At 59.4% G+C, this 16,649-nt stretch carries 10 protein-coding genes and 3 pseudogenes; 1 reads left to right on the forward strand and 12 read right to left on the reverse strand.

Annotated features, from left to right (window positions below; all coding sequences use genetic code 11):
* Positions 1 to 120: 120 nt before the first annotated feature.
* The 12 genes and pseudogenes from ACD590_RS36915 to tssK form a co-directional block, all read right to left on the reverse strand.
* Positions 121 to 1,131 (reverse strand): LysR substrate-binding domain-containing protein, encoded by a 1,011-nt coding sequence (locus ACD590_RS36915; RefSeq protein WP_096772327.1) that lies wholly within the window; start codon positions 1,129 to 1,131, stop codon positions 121 to 123.
* 192 nt (positions 1,132 to 1,323) lie between these two features.
* A pseudogene (locus ACD590_RS36920) lies at positions 1,324 to 1,650 on the reverse strand (carbamoyltransferase N-terminal domain-containing protein); the annotation flags it as partial.
* Positions 1,651 to 2,593: 943 nt separating this feature from the next.
* Complete coding sequence (locus ACD590_RS36925; RefSeq protein ID WP_096772366.1) at positions 2,594 to 2,893, reverse strand: hypothetical protein; 300 nt, start codon at positions 2,891 to 2,893, stop codon at positions 2,594 to 2,596.
* The gene (tnpC, locus tag ACD590_RS36930; RefSeq protein ID WP_096772363.1) at positions 2,893 to 4,527 is read right to left on the reverse strand and encodes an IS66 family transposase; all 1,635 of its coding nucleotides are present in this window, start codon (positions 4,525 to 4,527) and stop codon (positions 2,893 to 2,895) included. Before tnpC ends, ACD590_RS36925 begins: the two co-directional genes overlap by 1 nt.
* Positions 4,528 to 4,586: 59 nt before the next feature.
* Positions 4,587 to 4,937, reverse strand: coding sequence for an IS66 family insertion sequence element accessory protein TnpB (tnpB, locus tag ACD590_RS36935; RefSeq protein WP_096772364.1), 351 nt, complete (start codon positions 4,935 to 4,937; stop codon positions 4,587 to 4,589).
* Positions 4,934 to 5,365, reverse strand: coding sequence for an IS66-like element accessory protein TnpA (tnpA, locus tag ACD590_RS36940; RefSeq protein ID WP_439007666.1), 432 nt, complete (start codon positions 5,363 to 5,365; stop codon positions 4,934 to 4,936). Before tnpA ends, tnpB begins: the two co-directional genes overlap by 4 nt.
* Positions 5,366 to 5,578, reverse strand: a pseudogene (locus ACD590_RS36945) (SIR2 family protein); the annotation flags it as partial.
* A gap of 99 nt (positions 5,579 to 5,677) precedes the next feature.
* Positions 5,678 to 7,294 carry a hypothetical protein gene (locus ACD590_RS36950; protein WP_096772076.1) on the reverse strand — a complete coding sequence of 539 codons (1,617 nt, stop codon included), beginning with the start codon at positions 7,292 to 7,294 and terminating at the stop codon, positions 5,678 to 5,680.
* A 296-nt stretch (positions 7,295 to 7,590) separates the two neighbouring features.
* A complete protein-coding gene (gene tssM / locus ACD590_RS36955) occupies positions 7,591 to 11,196 on the reverse strand; it encodes a type VI secretion system membrane subunit TssM (protein ID WP_096772078.1) in 3,606 nt (1,201 codons plus the stop codon).
* A gap of 9 nt (positions 11,197 to 11,205) precedes the next feature.
* On the reverse strand, positions 11,206 to 12,495 hold the full coding sequence (gene icmH / locus ACD590_RS36960) for a type IVB secretion system protein IcmH/DotU (protein ID WP_096772079.1): 1,290 nt from the start codon (positions 12,493 to 12,495) through the stop codon (positions 11,206 to 11,208).
* The gene (locus ACD590_RS36965; protein ID WP_275593050.1) at positions 12,495 to 13,676 is read right to left on the reverse strand and encodes a type VI secretion system-associated FHA domain protein; all 1,182 of its coding nucleotides are present in this window, start codon (positions 13,674 to 13,676) and stop codon (positions 12,495 to 12,497) included. The genes icmH and ACD590_RS36965 overlap by 1 nt, the downstream gene beginning before the upstream one ends.
* Positions 13,677 to 13,683: 7 nt before the next feature.
* Positions 13,684 to 15,039 (reverse strand): type VI secretion system baseplate subunit TssK, encoded by a 1,356-nt coding sequence (gene tssK / locus ACD590_RS36970; protein ID WP_007636670.1) that lies wholly within the window; start codon positions 15,037 to 15,039, stop codon positions 13,684 to 13,686.
* A 601-nt stretch (positions 15,040 to 15,640) separates the two neighbouring features.
* On the opposite strand from tssK, the pseudogene ACD590_RS36975 reads away from it, so the two are divergent.
* A pseudogene (locus ACD590_RS36975) lies at positions 15,641 to 16,196 on the forward strand (transposase); the annotation flags it as partial.
* Between the last annotated feature and the right edge of the window lie 453 nt (positions 16,197 to 16,649).

Below are 16,649 nucleotides of genomic sequence, written 5' to 3' on the forward strand. Positions count from 1 at the left end.
CGTCCAACATGCCTGGCACTCTCGGTCGCAGCAGCGCTGGGGCCTTGGTCATCTCCCCGCGCAAAATGCCCGGTTGCTCTCTTTGATGCTTCAGGAGCATCCCGATCACCGCTTCTTGTGTCAGTCCGCTCCCGTCTCCAACGCGGCGGCGACCTCCTTGCGCAGCCATTTATGCTGCGGGTCGTGATGGCACCGCTCGTGCCAGATGAGCATGACCTTATACGGTGCCGGCTCGAGGGGTGGATCAACAACCCTAAGCGGCAGCATCGCGGAAACTTGGGTCGCAACGCGGCGCGGGACGAGCAATACCAAATCCGTTGCCGAAGCTACCACCGCTGCCGTGAGAACGCTGGAAAACAGTATGGGACTACGATCCGCTCGCAGGTTGGGCAAGTGGTCGTAGATCGGGCCGAAGTGGTCGGGGGAGTCCGTACTGATGGCAGCGTGACGCAAGGTCGCGAAGTTGTCGATCGTCCATTCCTGCGCCAGCGCTGGATGGTCGTGGCGCAACAAACACGCGAAGCGGTCTGTATAAAGACTCCGCCGAAAATAGCCAGGCAGTTGCACGTCGATATGCCCAACGGCCAAATCAATATCACCTTGCTCAAGCCCCCGCACGGCACGATCAAATGGCAAACAGGCGAGTGTGTCGAGATGAGGGGCACGCTCGCGTAACCACGGCAGGAGGCGCGGTAGTACAGCCAAAGCTTGATGATCGGGGATCGCCAGCGTTGCCCCCCTCCCCGCTTCTTTTGAGATTACGCTGCGGCTTGTCACCATCTCTCGGATCGTACGCAGTGCCGACGGCAGCCTTTGAGCCAAATGTTCGCCTTGCGGCGTTGGGATCAAACCCGTTGAAGACCGCACCAGGAGATCATCATTGAACAAGCCGCGCAGCCTTCCCAGTGCGCGGCTCATCGCCGGTTGACTCCGCCCGATGTGCTGGCCCGCGTGCGTCACGTTCCGGTATTCGAGCAGAGCCTCGAGCGCCACCAGGAGGTTGAGGTCTATTGATGCTAGGTTTATCTGGTGTCCAGTGAGGCGCTCTCCTCTCCAATCTTGCAACATCTTTCGCCTATAAGCGAGTTGATCCGTCACCTCTTGTTCTACATTGCGTTTCATGAAGTTCATTCCTCAACAATCAATTCCGGGTCCAACGTTTTCGAGTTCATCTCGGCGGTGGAGCGTGGGTGACAACCTCCATGGCATTGTGCCATCACGCGTCCAATGGGCGGCCAGATCTGTGTGACGATGGCGATCACATGGAACATCGGGGTGTCCCACAGGAATATAGAGCCCGTGTCGACCTCCCTGAGCCCGTTGCAACAGCCTCGCATCCGATACTGGGGTGCTTGGGTGAGAGAGGCGCACGCGCTCGAGCACAGCGTTGCAATAGGCCTCGGTTGCATAATACGCGATGCGGTCGATGTCGCTGAGCTGAACACCTGCAGATGCGAGGCAATATTGAATCGAACGAATTGGTAGCGTGTTGGAGTGCTTGATTCGGTTAGGCCGTTCCTCTTCGACAGCCGCTATCACTCGGCCGTCGCGAACGCGAACCGCAGCCCCATCGTGCATAAAGCTGTTCGGTAGATCGAACGAATTTTCGTAGACTCTGCTTAGACGCCCACTCAGCCCTAGACACAGCATGTTGCTCTCCAGTCCGTTTCGAAAGGTAGGTCGCTCTGGCCCGACCGCCGGCTTTCGTAAGTTCAAAGCTTGTGTTTGACGTGTCAGATAGAGCTCACAGGCGAAGCCGATACTAATAGCGACCGGCTCGGCGACATTGCCGACAATCGATGCTGCGCAACCTTCTTGATGCTATAGTTGCGACGCCGCACGGAAACCCTGACCGAAGCATTTGCAGCAGAACTGCCACGTAACCTATCCACATTACTCAGTCCTTCATATTTCGGCCCGACAGCCGCAAGAAAACATCACGAGGTTTGGTGTTCCTGCAAAAGGCGCAGATCATGTCCTTGCGGCTGCGAGCGCGCCTGCTCTGGCTTCTAGTCATTGTGAGGGATGCACTCACAGATTTAGTCGACCAGGCAACAGTGCTTCTTGTGAGAGCCCATTAGCACTGAAACGGCAGAAGCAACGGCCAAGATTTGGCCGATCACGTCCAACGTGATAACAATCGAGGCCAGGCAACTGACAGAGTGCTCCAACTCGTTTTCCAGCACAGTCTCTACCGAACCTGAGGACCCATTTTTAGAACTCCACACAATCGTTCTGCACAGCGCTCTTCAGCGTTTTTTCTAAGGGCAATTGTTTTGACCAGTAAAATTGTTTGTTTGGATGGAATGCGTGCAAAAAAGGGATGGGTGGATTGATAGGAAGGCGAGCGGCACTACCATCCTTCCTTTCAAATGGCGGCCGTGATGATCAACGTTTACGGCAAATCCGCCTCCGACGTCGGTGTCGACCGACCGACCGACGAAATCCTCGTGTATCGTCGCATCCGCAATACTCCTTCTCTACTCTAGTTTTCAGCCGACAAGCCGAGCCGCAGCTTCGCCAGTCTGCACGTCGATAAGCGTGATCGGGCTTGCTGCAAAGAAACGTATCCATCCGGCGAAGGCCGCGGCACTTATGATTTCGGCTCGTCTGCCATGATGCGTTCGATCTTTTCCGGATCACATTGCTCGTCGACAAGGAACTGGCGAAGACCTCCTTCCCAGGTGCGGATATCGGCGAGGAACTCCTTCAAGCTTTCGATGCCCCGGTCGGTGAAGGTCGTGATGCCCTCTTCGCTGCCGTCATGGGCATGGATCGTCTCACCATAGTCGATGTTGTCGGAGTTGCTGGCGACTTCCTGGATGAGTTCGAGGTTCTCGCCGATCAGCATGGCGACATAGTCGATCGTGTAGACATGCGTCGGGCGCGCCATCACGCCGCCATCTGCCGGGCGCTTCCGGCGGGCCAGTTCCACGGCAACAGCTCCGGCAGCCGTGATACGGGAATGCCGGGCATGCGGGCGAGCACGTCCGCCAACCAGGCCTGCGGATCGATATCGTTCATCTTTGCCGTGACGATTAGGGAATACATGAAGGCAGCACGCTCGCCTCCGCGCTGGGAACCGGCGAATAGCCATGCCTTTCTTCCGAGAGCAACGCCGCGCAGGGCTCGTTCAGCGGCATTGTTTGACAGACACAGTCTGCCGTCGTCGAGGAACCGGGTGAAGGCTTCCCAGCGACCCTCCTTCTCGAACATGTAGTTGATCGCCTTGGCGACGGGATTGTGCTTCGACATTTGCCCACGCTGAGCCATGAGCCAATCGTGCAGTTCTTCGACGAGCGGACGAGCATGTTGCTGCCGCGTTGTGAGCCGATCCTCGGCAGGCATTCCGTTTATGCCGCGCTCGATGTCGAAGAGCGCGTCGATGCGGGCCACGGCCTCAAGCGCGACGGGCGATATCTCATGGGCAGGTTTGCCCTTGCGCACGTTGCCGGCGATGTCAGCGAGTTCGAAGAACTTGCGTCGCGCATGGCTCCAGCAGAGCGCGCTCCTGACCGGCGCGGGGCGGCGATCGGCACGATAGAGGTCGTTGTAGCCGCCATAGGCATCGGCCTGCAGTGTGCCATGCCATCCGGCAAGATGCGTGTTGGGATGGGTCTTCTCGCGATCGGGAGAGAAATGGAAGAGTGCGGCGGGAGGCGCGCCGCCCGCGAAGGGACGGTCATCGCGCACATAAGTCCATAACCGTGCCTGCCTTGTTGCTCCCCTGGCCAGAAGCGGCACGGTGGTGTCGTCACTATGCAGCCGCTCGGCGGCCAGCACATGGGCGCGGATTAGATCATGGATCGGCTGCAGCGCCGTCGTGCAGGCTCCGACCTGATCGGCCAGCGTGGAGAGACTGAGATCGACGCCTTCCCTGGCGTAGCGCTCGGCCTGGCGGTTCAATGGCTGATGTTGGCCGAACTTCTCGAACAGGATCGTCGCCAGCAGGTTCGGTCCCGCCCATCCCCGCGGTGTCGCATGGAAAGGGGCCGGTGGCTGGCTGATCTTCTCGCAATCCCGGCAGGTGAACTTCTCGCGCACCGTCTGGATCACCTTCCACTGGCGCGGGATCGCCTCCAGCGTCTCAGTGACGTCTTCGCCCATCTTCACGATCCGCGCCGAGCCGCAGCAGGTGCAAATCGAGGGAGCTTCGATGATCAGGCGCTCGCGCGGCAAATGTTCCGGGAACGGCTTGCGTGCCGGGCGACGGCGTTCGAAGGCAGAGACATTTGTGATCTTCGCCGCCACGCGTTCCGCGGCGATCTCGTCCTCGGTGGCATCGGCCTCGAGTTCTTCGAGCTGCAGTTCCATCTGGTCGATCAGCCGGGCGCGCCGTTCCGAACTCTGGCCATATTGCTCGCGGCGCATTTTGGCAATCTCGAGCTTGAGGTGCCGGATCATCGCCTCGGAGGTCGTCACGAAGGCGCGCACCTGTGCGAGGTCGGACTCGGCAGAGGCGGCACGCACTTCCGATGCCGCAAGCGCGGCGCGCAGTCTGGCTATCTCCGAAGCAGCATCATCCATGGCCGAAAGCTACCATGCCGCATGTCGAAAGCCCAACAAAAACAGAGCAATGCAGGCGATCAGCCTGCCTTCGAAGGCCGCTGCGTCCAGCGCGGGTTGCGCCAGTCGATCCCTTCCAGGAGATAGCCGAGCTGCGCCGACGATACAGACACGGCGGAGCCATTCTGGCTGACCGGCCAGATGAATTTTCCAGCTTCCAGCCGCTTCAGGTAAAGCGACATGCCGACGCCGTCATGCCAGAGGACCTTGATCAGGTCACCCTTGCGACCCCGGAAGCAGAAGACCTCACCGCCATGAGGATCGCGGCCGAGGCCTTCCTGCACCCTCAGCGCCAGACTGTTCATGCCGCAACGCATGTCTGTCACGCCGCCCGCGATCCACACCTTCACCCCCGCGGGAAATGCGATCATGACATATCCAGAATCGGCAACAGCCGGGCGAGGACGATCGGATCAAGTGAGGCCGGGATCGTCAGCCGTCGGCCGTTCGGCAGGCCGATCTCGATCGTCATGTCGTCTTCAGAACGCAGCGGCGCGGTCATCTCCGCAGATGCCGCCGGCGGCGGTGGCGAAATCGTAAGCGGCACGAAACCCGTTGACGCTGAAACACTCAGAAGGCCGCTGCGGTATTGTCGACGCCAGGCCGTCAACAAAGATCGCGACAATCCATATCGTCGCGCCGTCGCTGACCCCTGACGAAAACCTTGCAGGCTTTCCTCGACGATCCGAACTTTCTCTTCGTCCGACCAATCCCGCCGGCGACCAAGATCATCGGCGGACAAGACCTCAATGGGGGAAATAATTGTAGCGCATGACATAAGGCATGCACTTAAAGCCAATCAGCAAATCGCGGCAGACGGCCTTCGCCGGATGGGTACAAAGAAACGGCGTTCGTTGTTGGTCAGCGCTGCCGCATCCAGCACCGCCAAACGTGGGGCGTTGGATCGCTTCGTGATCTGTCGGGCGTAGGTGCGCAGCATCTGGTCGTTGAAGCGGCAGCCGATGATGAAGAAGCCTCTGTTGGTGCGCCGCTCCTTCACCGCTTCGCTGATCCACCTGAGCGGCGGAACTCCTTCCGTCGCTGATGCAGCCGTTGATGGCGTGCTCGGCCGGCCTTCCGGTGGGCCGACCGGCATCGAGGCAGGCGATCACTACGCGGCGGGCGCGGCGCGCGAGGTTTCGATGCGCTTCAGTCCATCGGTGATGGCGGCGAGCCCTTCCCGCAGCGTCTGCCCTATAGTGCCCGGACCGATGTCGATTGGAGGATTGTCAAGCATGGCTACAATGTCGCTGCCGTTGAGATAGTCGAGCTTCTTCTGGACTGTGGTTCTGACACGCTCGGTCGCGCTCGACATTGCGTCACCGTTGCGTTCGGTGATGGCGGAGAGCTGATCCGAAAGCTCTCCACCGAACTGCAGGAAGATGTCGTCGACATACCTCCACGTTCCGCCGCGGGCTTCCACATCGACCATCTGGTTGATCTTGCTCTTTACCTCATCCCTCAGCGTCAAGGCAGTGTCGAGATGAGCCTGCCATGCAGCTATGATACTTTCGACCGAGTTTTCGACGGACTTGGTCCTTTCGGGCTGGTCTGTGATGCCAAGAAGGACCAGAAGTTGATCATCGTTACCGAGCCGCGGGACCACCGCTGCGATCAGACGCTCCACAACCGCGCGCCTACGGGCTGCATCGCCTAGTTCCTTCGGCCATTGCGACGACACTATCTTCGCAATCCTTTCAGAATTCGCGTTCTCTAGCGGATAAGAAAGCTGTCGCTCCTGAGCCTTTGCCTTGATCAGACGGAACAAGGACTCTACTACCTCGTCTTGATCGAGAGCACCCGTTGGGACTCTGTTCAGATCGATCCCATTCACCACGACCTCTTCGCGGCGGTCGCCGTTTGTCTCGCCCTGCCCCGCCCCATCGGGCATGTCATCCACATATTGAAGATTTCGCAGATTCTCAGGATAGGCCAGCATCAACAGAAGCCGGCCGGCGAAGTTGTGCAGCGTTGCCTCCTGCTCTTCCTGAGGCGTCGCAGCCAGCACACGTTGCAGCCAATCCGCGATCTTCGTGGTCAGATGGGACAACTCTGCGGTCTGTCCCGCGCCAATTTGCGCGCTGAGACTTACTGCGTGATTGGAAATGGTCGCTGCCGCGGCGGCAATGCCCTCCTTCACTTCCGGGAGAAGCTGCTCCAGGAGCTCAGCCCCGCCTTCACGCTTGCTTCTCTCTTCAGTTTCCTCAACACTCCCTGCGGAGTTCCCTTCCGCGCTATCGAGTGCCGCCATCGGCCGATTTAATTCTTCAGAGTCGTCGGGTGGAAGAAATTGAGAGTTCTCCTCGGCGTTCATCTCAAACTGCTGAATGTCTTCTTCAGTTAAAATTCCTGCTTCCTGCATGTCAGGCAGCCTCATGCGGAAGTTCACGAAATACTTCTTCATCACCTTTTGGACCTGCGGGAACCCGGCCTTTCCACCATCAGCCAACTTGACGAGGATAACGCCGTTTTCGTTCATCCTGCCCGTGCCTCTCCGCAGAAGCGAAAAGGTCTCCTTACCACTATCCTCATCATCTTCAAAAGGCATGCTTTTCAAAGTTTGTGCCAATCCATTGAGCTTTTTCTTACTCACCAGGACAGCAGGCTTCCGCAGATCGCCAACCGTGCCAACCGCAAAGCAGAACTCCAAATCCGCACTGTTCCTCGTCTGGTCGATCAACTGCATAAACTTCTTTGCTCTTGTCCTATTGTGCTTCATTCCGGCCATTATATCTCTCCAGTTTCCTGTTCTAGATCAGTGTACGTCGGTTGATAGGATGGGACAGGATCTGATCACCCAACTTCCCGAAGATCTGCCTGATGGAGGTGACCGCGCTCTCCAGCGGTCTAGTCGAGCCGGAAAGCGGCGCGCCGAGATCAAGCAACGATCGCCGCCAGTCGCAGCCGTGACCGCCTCCGATCCGGCCGGCAACCGAAATGCCGACCTCTCCCGCCGCGGACCTGCGTGGGCGTCTCGTGATCCCATAGGGCCTTCCCAGCGCAAGTCGGATGCTATCCCGGCGGTCATAAGAAATCTGGACATCGGAATTCTGACAGCAGATTGCGGGACAACGGGCTCATCACGCTGTCAGGCTGGAGGTTAAAAACCGCCCAATGGTCACCCGACACCAGTCGTACCTGAATAAGGTCCCCTCCTCCCAAGGGCCGCTTGTCCGCCTCATTTAAGAGGCGAAATAGCGCCCAATGGCCGCTCTTGGAGAGAATGGCGCCTTGAAAACCGATGAAAGCGACGGAAGCGCCGCCGACGCCGCTGGCCGTGGGCCAATGGAAATGCATGGCCGCGGCGGCCGTTCCTCGTCGATGTTCGAGGCGCTGGCCGTCGATGTCCACCACCACCTGGTCTGTCAACGGATCGGTCTCGGCGACGGTGAGCAGGAATCCAACTGACAACTGGCCGGTATCCTCGAACATGGTGTCGCGGATTGTGGCTGCCCGTTGGAACTGGGCCAAGGTATTGCGGCCGATAGGGAAATCGACACCGCTCGTTGGCCGAAACTGCCACGAACCTGTGGATTTGTCGACGAAGGGGGAAAGGTTCTCGGCGAAGAAAGTGTCGATCTCCGCCTTGCGGCCGAACAGTCGGGCGAAATCGCTCAAAGGGACATCCCGGCGGGATCCGCGCGCGAAGGGATACCGTCCTTCCGTAGCCCGCCGGCACAAATCGCCGGGGCCGCCCGCCCAACCGCTCGCCAACTCGCGCCTCACGCCGCTGACGGTTAGGTCCGAGCTGTGGCGGCTGAGGCCGAGGATCCATTGCCGGATGGGTTCGGGCAGATTGGTCGCTCCCGCCTCGATCTGGTGGATGGCGACGCCCGCCTGCCCGTTGTGTTCCAAGATGTTCGAACCCGCCAGCCCCTGCGCCTGGCTGAGGGAGCGATACAGTTCGCCCAGATCGCGGAGAGCACTGTCGATCGGCGCCTGCGCGCCCGCTTGGCTGTTCGACGGCACTTCGACCAACTGGTGCAGCCACTGGAAATGATCGCCCATATAGAGCCGGACGTGAGCTTCAGGCGTGTCCGCGGCCGGTTGAGAGCGGAACAGTGCCTCGAGCTCGCTTGGCAACACCTCGCCCTGGGGGACACTGTCACCTTTCGTCAAGCCGTCCTCGGGAGCCGGTGGTTGCTTGAGCTTTAGCTCCTGCGCCGCCGCGAAAAGGAACAGGCGCATTGGTGACGTCGGCGCGGACAGCGTGTTCAAGGTGCGCAGCGCGTCATCGATGCCCCCAAACGGGTGGATCGACATATCGCCAATGAGCTGGTCCCAGCGCAACGCGAACTCCTGAGCGTAGAGATCCGCCGCCGAACGCCGCAGCTTCTGGCTCACATCATCGGCTGCGGTCGGCGCGACTACCTGTGCGTCGAGAACCCAGCCTTCTGCAGCGACAGCGTCAGCCACCTGCGGCAGCAATCGCAGAAAAATTCCGTAAAACCCCGCCCTCGTGTAGATGCCAGGAACCCCCTCGCTGAGCGGCTGTCCCGATTTGCGAGCCAGGACGCCCTGCGCCAGCGGCCCGGCATGGTCGGCCAGACGCCAGGTTGGCGCCCGCGAGGCTTCGGGACTGGTCGCGATGATGTCGAGGACGCGGCGCGCCATCGAGACGGCCTGGAGCTTCGCGCGGCTCCTCTCTATCAGTTCGCCGTTAAGCTCACTATGGGGCAGCGGCCCTTCCATGAGGGCATCCAGATGATCAGCGAGCGCGCGGCGCAGGCCGGCATCGGCTTCGGCCGGAAACATCACTCCCCAGTCGGCAGCCATCCAGTTCTTGACGACCGCGCGCTGGAGCGGACCCTGCTGACCCAGCATCAGGTAAACCTTTAACGCCTGGTAGACGAACTGATCATCGTCGTGCCGCTCGGCCAGTAAGGTTTCCAACCGGAAGATCAGCCGCGGCAGCAGGACGGTGTTCAAGGCGCGGCGGTACGCCGCGAGCGTTTGAACCTTGATTTTCTTACTCTGGTCGAGACCCGAACTTGATAGGCGGCCGCCCGCGCTGTCGCCGTTAGAATCACGCAGCCGCTGAAGCAGTGGCAGGATGGGTCGAAGATCGCCACTCTCAACCCGGTCGAGCTTCAGCTTTTCGGCCCCTCTGGCATAGCTGCCAGCCATTAGGCGAACGCTCTCGATCCGCTCAACATTCCGAATATAGCTGAACGTCCACAAGACGCCGGCGCTAACGATGACCGCCGCTATCATCGTGTAGGCGCTATATCGGATCCGCCGCTGGCGCCGATCGAAGCGGTGATTGGCACCGACGAGCCCAGCTTCGGCGAAAACGACTTCGCGCAGCAGCCGGCTGATGAAATAACCACGCCCCGGGCCACGAAGCGCTGTACAGGGCGGCTGAGCGATCTCGAAGGTCTGAGATCTGGCGTTCGCAACTCGATCGAAGGGCATGCCAATTTGCGTGCCGCTTAAGAAGTAGACGCCGCGGAGCATAAGCGGTTCCTGGAACGAATTCCCGCCAAAGGCTTCCTTCAAGAACTGTTGCGTCAGGTGCTTGAGGCTAGCGACCTGCTGTGGGAAGCCGAACATGAGCGCGCGACGCTGGAGGTTGCTTTCATGCTGCATTCGTTCAAGCAGCCTTTCGTTTAGGCGGCCAACCAGCGCATCGTATGCTGCGGCAAACGCCATCGGATCGTCTTCGTCCTCCGAAGCCTCTTGCGCAAAGGTGAACCCCCACACCGCCTCCCGCCCCTCGCGACCCAGATCGTCGAAGAATTCAACAAATCCCGCCAGCAGATCGCTCTTAGTGAAAAGCACATAAATCGGCAGTTGCAGGCGAAGCTCCCTGTAAATTTCGAGGAGCCGCTCACGGATACAGCGCGCGCGATCGGCGAGCACTTCCTCGGATGTCGAGTTCAGCTCGCTGATCCCGATCGTGACTAAGACCCCGTTCAGCGGCTGCCGTGGCCGGGAGCGTCTGAGCATACGAAGCAAGCCACGCCAAACCGCTTTGTCCCGGTCTGCATCACCCTCCTGTATCGTGTAGCGCCCAGCAGTGTCGACGAACACCGCGTCATCGGTGATCCACCAGTCGCAGTTTTCCGTACCCGCGACCCCACCGGCGGCTCTCAGACCGGACCTTGCCGCCAGCGGAAAGCTGAGCCCGGAATTGACTATTGCTGTGGTCTTCCCCGAGTCGGGCGGACCGATCATCACATACCATGGCCGCTGATAGAGCCACCGCCTGCTGATACCTCCTGCGTAGCGGCGCCCCTTGAGTGTGGTAAGGGCCTCGCGGAAACGATGACGAATCGCCTCAAGCTCTCTTTCAGCAAGCGTGCTGGCTTGGCCCACACTTCGGTCGGAAGGCCTTGGGTCTCCCTTCTTCTGCTCGGCCCCAACCTCGTCCAGGGCTCCCGACACTCGTGATTGGACGAGGTCTTCAAAATAGGCCTGAACCTTGTAAAGCTGGGACTGGATCAAGTAGATCACGGTGTATCCGACCGGAATCAGCATCGATGCCGCGATCTGGCTGCGAAGGCTGTCAAGCGGCGCAAATCCTCCGACCGAGATGTGTGGTCCGAGCGTGAAGATTAAGGCACACACGATCCCTGCCCCGCCGACACGGAGCCATTGCCACCTAAGCGCTTTTTTGATTGACTGCATGGCCTGCCTTCATCGTGTCTTTGTGATGATGATTTCAATCCGACGGTTCCGCGCGCGGCCCTCGGGCGTATGGTTCGAAGCGACCGGTTCACCGCTCCCTCTGCCCTCTTCTCGCACGCGGCCTGGGTCATCCATGATGGATTTAATAATCTCGGCAGCTGTCCTCGCACGCGCGAGCGAAAGGGAATCGTTTGAAGGGAAGGCGAGCGATTGCACCGGCATGGCGTCGGTGTGCCCGGTCAGGAGGATTGCTCCCGACTCATCGTTCAGAGAACGACCAATTCGTAAAAGAAGCGGCAGGAACATTTTCTTCACTTCCGGACTAGCAGAATCGAACATCCCGGAGGCGCGAATGGTAACGACGATCTGCTGTGGGTCCTCGGACACAGTGACAAGCCCTTCGCGGATTTCGGGCTCGAGGAAGTTACGCAGTCGGCCGCTGCTCATCACAACCTTTGGCGGCAATACGATTCTCACCGATCTGACAGCGCCGTTCGGCGGCAATGTCGCGAGATCGTTGAAGACAGCATCGGCGCGGGCATTTAATGCATGCAGGAGTCCGGTATAGATCGAGAGGAGTAACCCTGCCCCAAACGCTACGACAGCCCAGATTGGAACGATTGTGCGGCGTGGCTTCGGATTATTAGAGTTCCTCCGCCAGTGCGGGGATAGTTCGCGCTCGAAGTCACCACGGGCTGCTCGGATCAGGCGGTAGACGTCTTCGCACAGCACACTGAGCTCTGCGGCTCCTCCCGCAGTGACGCGGTAGCGGCCTTCGAAGCCCAACCTCATGCAGTAGTAGAGCAGCTCCAGCAGTTCAATATTGATGGCCGGTTCATATTTCAATTGCGTCAGTAGATCGAAGAAACGCTCGCCGCCCCAGGTATCGCTGAACAGCGATCCCACCAAGCTGCGCGTCGTCCAGACGCTGTTGCTGCCCCAGACTGTGTTCAGAACGATGTCATCGATGGTCGCGCAGAGGGCGTATTTGCAGACCTTGATCGCTCGCGATGGCAATCCGAGCGGCGTGATCCGACGCTCAAAAGCATCGATCTCCTGCAGCACTCTAAGGCGCAGTGCTTCAACGTCGATATGGCTAGCACTGCTCTTGAGCTGAGCGCTGAGACCCAGCAGCGCCGCCGCGGCGGCGACCAGTGGATTAAGTCGGTCGAGCGCAAGCATCTCCCAGGTAAGTTCGTCCGGCACTGGCGATGACGGCGAAGGGACAGCCAACTGCTCCTCGGCGTGGAGGAGGACGAGTGGCTGGGATTTTGGCATCGTTTCCTCAATCACCATCATCAACCCGCCCACTTCCCTTCGGAGCGGACGCTCTCATCGTGGGATCGGCGGGCGGGTCGGCGACGCTCTCGCACTGGGCGCGCGAAGTCGGCGCCGAAGCTCCGGAGCAAATCAGTTTCGATGTTCGATACGACGTCATTGAAGACACGCACGTACGCACTCCGGTTTCGCGCCTTATGGTTGCAGTGCAAAAGGGAACGGGTCCGCCCCATCGCCTTCTCGATCCCTGGTAGGGACAAGCGTGCACGGACGCTGGACAGAGCCTTCTGCACAGCCGCGAATAACACGTCATGCGTCCCACGGTCGGCGAAGGCATGCTCAATGGCCAGGTCTCCGCGGAGGAACCCCCTGACATCCGGAACGAACCTCAGGGGTTTTTCGTCGGGACTCTTATTTCTGAATGATTGTTCGCCAGCTCTCGCTCGGAGAGAATGCTGTGCAGCGCGGCGGAATACAGAAGCATTTTCCCTGCACGATCCAGCACGCTTACGATGCCGGCATTCCGGACATCTGCCAATGATAAGCCGCAGGCGGCAAGAAAAGCCGTGACGGCCGCCCGATGATTCTTGTCGAGATGATTGATCTACCTTGGGTTGCGCCAAGATGGGGGCCCGATCCGGCACACTGTCTGCGTAGATATCCAACGGACTTCTCATCATGCCCGCCAGCGCGTCAAACCGAGTGTCTAAGACTGGCAATGGTGGGAAATCGCCGTCCCTCAGGTCCAGCAGCGCTTCTTCACCCCGGGTGCAATTGCCCGCCAGGAGCGACGAGGCCATTTCGAGGGGGCCAAGAAAACTCAACTCCTCACTTGTCGCTGCAAGTTGTCCCTCCGGTTCGGCGGCACTCTCCGCAATGGATATCGAAGGCGACACGACGACATCGATCCTATAGGCGCCGATCTGAATAACATCGCTGGTTTTCCGGGCGACCGGCGCCTCTGACGGAAGCGGCACAGCCTCGTCACTCAGACATGTGTTGCCGCGGCCTCGGTCGATCAGTCCGTATCGCCGTGCCATGCATTCGATTGAGCAGTGGTATTTCGAGACCATCTGCTGATCATCCGGCAGAACGAGGCTGTTGCCTGCTCGGCTGGTAGTCAGCCCACCAGCCGCGTCGCCCGGCACGAGATATTCCGGAAAACTGCATCTATTGCAGTGTACACGTAGCGTGAGGGGCATTGGTGGGCTAACTCAAATTTGGGTTCTGTCCGGCTCGGATGGCCCAAAGAGCCATTTCGAGATTTGGGAAGTCGCCAGCAACGTGCAGCGCCAAGCCAGCGGATTGGGGCATATCCTTCCAGAAGCGGCTATTTTGATCGATCTCGAAATAGCTGAATCCAACATGGAACGGGATCTGACGCGGCGCGACCGGTAGGGGATTGATGATAATGCCGGGCAGTGCGACATTGACGAGTTCCGTGATTTTCTCCGCCGGGCCGATCTTAATCTGAGACGGGAACTCGCGCCGGAGGCGCTCGACCTCAATATCAGCCCGAGCAGCCAGCACGAAGCTCGAGGTCGTAAAGAGAGAGCGGTCGGCCACCTCAGCCACATGGATACCGTATTTTTGCCGCTGCAGCGGTACGGAGACCGCAGTCTGCTCAATCACCGCACCCAGCGAAGCCCGGATCGACTGGATCACTGGCAAAAACGCCTCCGCGAGAGAGTCGTGCTTGTAAACACCAAGGGTCGGGGCACGTTTATCGAGGCGGGCGAACGTGGCTAGTTCACCCGCCAGCTGGAGCATGAGAACATACAGCGATTCCGGATTTACAACGGCGGCCTTGGACAGGTGGCAGAAGTACGGCTCGTACCGATTGATCGCCTGCAGCAGAAGGAAGTCCGCGAGCTCTGCAACCCGGTTCGTGCCCGACTGGGAGACCCGAGTAGCCAGAGCTTCACCACGATGGTGAAGCAGGCCGGTGATCTCAGTGATGTAGTTCGAGAGGACCCGGGAGCTGGCGCAGTCGGGGGTTGGCGGCACGTGCGTCTCGTCCAGAATGATCTGTCGGTCGGCCCGGACCTCTATGATACGGGCGATTGGGATGCAAGTGTAGCCAGACCGGTCTGCCGCGTCCGGCAGCAGTCGAAAATCCAGCCGCGCTACGTCGATGGAGGCGCTGCCCCGCTCGCCAGCGTTGGTGTCGACAACATCCTCAGTGGAGACTGCGAAGCGGATAGGTACGTCAATTCCCGCTTGCGCGTCGGTTTCAAGAGCGCCGGGTTGATAAAACGGTACCGCCAAGTGAATAAGCGAATCTCGAAAATCCCGCGGAACGTCGTAGGGAGTTGGCTGGTTGGCTTCGTCAGGAATACTGAAGGGCATGCCGTCCTCCAAGACGCCGCGAGCCGCTTCGATGGCGATCTTGCCGAGACCAAGTAGCTCTCGATTGAGCCGCAGCTCGCTGATACCCCACCCGTACCCATGCAAAACCGCCGTCCTGCTACGCACCAGCTGTTCGACGTGACGATCGGCCTGCTGAAAATGCTGGGGGCGGAGGAATAAGCCCTCCGACCAGACGACCCTATTATTCCACGACATTCAAGACTCGCCTCGCGTCCACCTGACAGAACGGCTTTCTCCGTAAAAAGTAGCAGAGCTTCACTGCCCCCTTGCATGCACATCTGATATCCAACAATGCGCTGGTAGAAGAGCATCGCGTGTCGAGACAGCTCAGATATGCAAGTGCCTAAGCTCATCAGGATTGGTCATGAGCCCCCCTTGCAGCGCGACACGCAAGGGATCTCATCTAGACTGTCGCTCAGCAGCCCGTTGCCCTCAGAGCCGTATTGGTCGTTCATGTTCACACTGACCTACTACGCGCCAATTCGGCCTGTCCTGTCGCTCGTACGGGATGAATCTTGCAAATGACCGCCCGGAAGCCTTGAGAGCCGGCGCCGCAAGTACGGGGCCAAAAGTGCAGCGCAACAGGCAAGGTGACACGTGATGCGCATTGCCTCGTCGAAAATGTTCGTGAATACGCCGAAGGCATGTGCCGCCGCCAACATCGTCTTCACGCGCCGCCGCCCCTAAAGCACCTTGACGACTAGTTTAGCGATTAGCGGGATAGCAGCTCTGGCGGCATGGATCATTCATGCGGCGAAGATAGGCATTTGCACATTTGGTGATGCCCAATAGCTAGCGAATGGGATATGCGCTGCGCCTCATGTTGGCGCGCGAGCACATGCTCGATGGCACGGTGGAGATTGACCGTTTTCATCTCGGTGAGCGACCGAGAAAGAATCCGGACGGTCTACCGCCTGGACGGGGCCGAAAAGGCCTTTCGATACGTGCAGGGCGCGCGACGGCGAAAAGGGATCGAACCGCATGCCTGCTTGATGGGCGGTGAGGCGTTCATGGCGATTGGCAAGAGCTTCGCTACGCATGAGAACGTAAAGCATTCGAGCCGCGAATTCGTTCGAGACGCCGCCCACGTCAACTCGGTGGGAGGTTTCAAGTCCCGGGTCCGCCGCACCATTGCCGGCGTCTTTCATCATATCAGCCCGCAGCATGCCTTGTCTTGCCACGAGATCGGCTTCCGCTGGTCACAGCGCATTGTTACGAGCCAGGCAGTGCGGATACTGGTCACGGGTGCCGCCGGCGCTGCGATTGCTGCAAGTCTTTCGCGCTATTACCGGCCGGCAATGCGCAGAAGTCCGGATGCCGGGATTATCGTTAAATCTCCCAGTCTTTTGTGATAAGGCCGCGTTGTTTAGCGGAAGCCAGCAAAGAGTTCGAAGACGAAGGGCCGACCTCACTGGCGCCGCAATTGGTGACAGTTGCCACTACCCTGGTATCGGTGGGCCAATCAATCCCACCATAGAAGAGATTATGTCGATGTTCGCGTCGTAACTGGCTTGCGCGGCACCGGCGGCCGTCAGCGTTGATAGCAATCCGTACCGATCGCCACATCAAGCACGGACCTCCGGTCTGGAGAACGGGTCGTCGCTGCATCTCTCGAAGGATCGCCGCTGTCGTTACGGGTTCACGCAGGAGCTGCGCCATAGCCGCTCACTAACTGGATGCGAGCATATCACCTGTGCATGCAATCCAATACCGGGACTGCGCTAGTTTGAATCGCGGGCTCTTCTCCGTGGTTTTCGAGGTTCTGCTGCAATGATGCGTTCACGCCACCAGCTATCAACGGCCTG

Origin of the sequence: Rhizobium sp. 862_C5_N1_2, assembly GCF_051811205.1 — a bacterium.
Taxonomy (GTDB): domain Bacteria; phylum Pseudomonadota; class Alphaproteobacteria; order Rhizobiales; family Rhizobiaceae; genus Rhizobium; species Rhizobium leguminosarum.

Coding starts and splice junctions, on each gene's coding strand:
- ACD590_RS36915 (WP_096772327.1), bottom strand. CDS start 1,131: ATGAACTTCATGAAACGCAATGTAGAACAAGAGGTGACGGATCAACTC.
- ACD590_RS36925 (WP_096772366.1), bottom strand. CDS start 2,893: ATGGCGCGCCCGACGCATGTCTACACGATCGACTATGTCGCCATGCTG.
- tnpC (WP_096772363.1), bottom strand. CDS start 4,527: ATGGATGATGCTGCTTCGGAGATAGCCAGACTGCGCGCCGCGCTTGCG.
- tnpB (WP_096772364.1), bottom strand. CDS start 4,937: ATGATCGCATTTCCCGCGGGGGTGAAGGTGTGGATCGCGGGCGGCGTG.
- ACD590_RS36950 (WP_096772076.1), bottom strand. CDS start 7,294: ATGGCCGGAATGAAGCACAATAGGACAAGAGCAAAGAAGTTTATGCAG.
- tssM (WP_096772078.1), bottom strand. CDS start 11,196: ATGCAGTCAATCAAAAAAGCGCTTAGGTGGCAATGGCTCCGTGTCGGC.
- icmH (WP_096772079.1), bottom strand. CDS start 12,495: ATGATGGTGATTGAGGAAACGATGCCAAAATCCCAGCCACTCGTCCTC.
- ACD590_RS36965 (WP_275593050.1), bottom strand. CDS start 13,676: ATGCCCCTCACGCTACGTGTACACTGCAATAGATGCAGTTTTCCGGAA.
- tssK (WP_007636670.1), bottom strand. CDS start 15,039: ATGTCGTGGAATAATAGGGTCGTCTGGTCGGAGGGCTTATTCCTCCGC.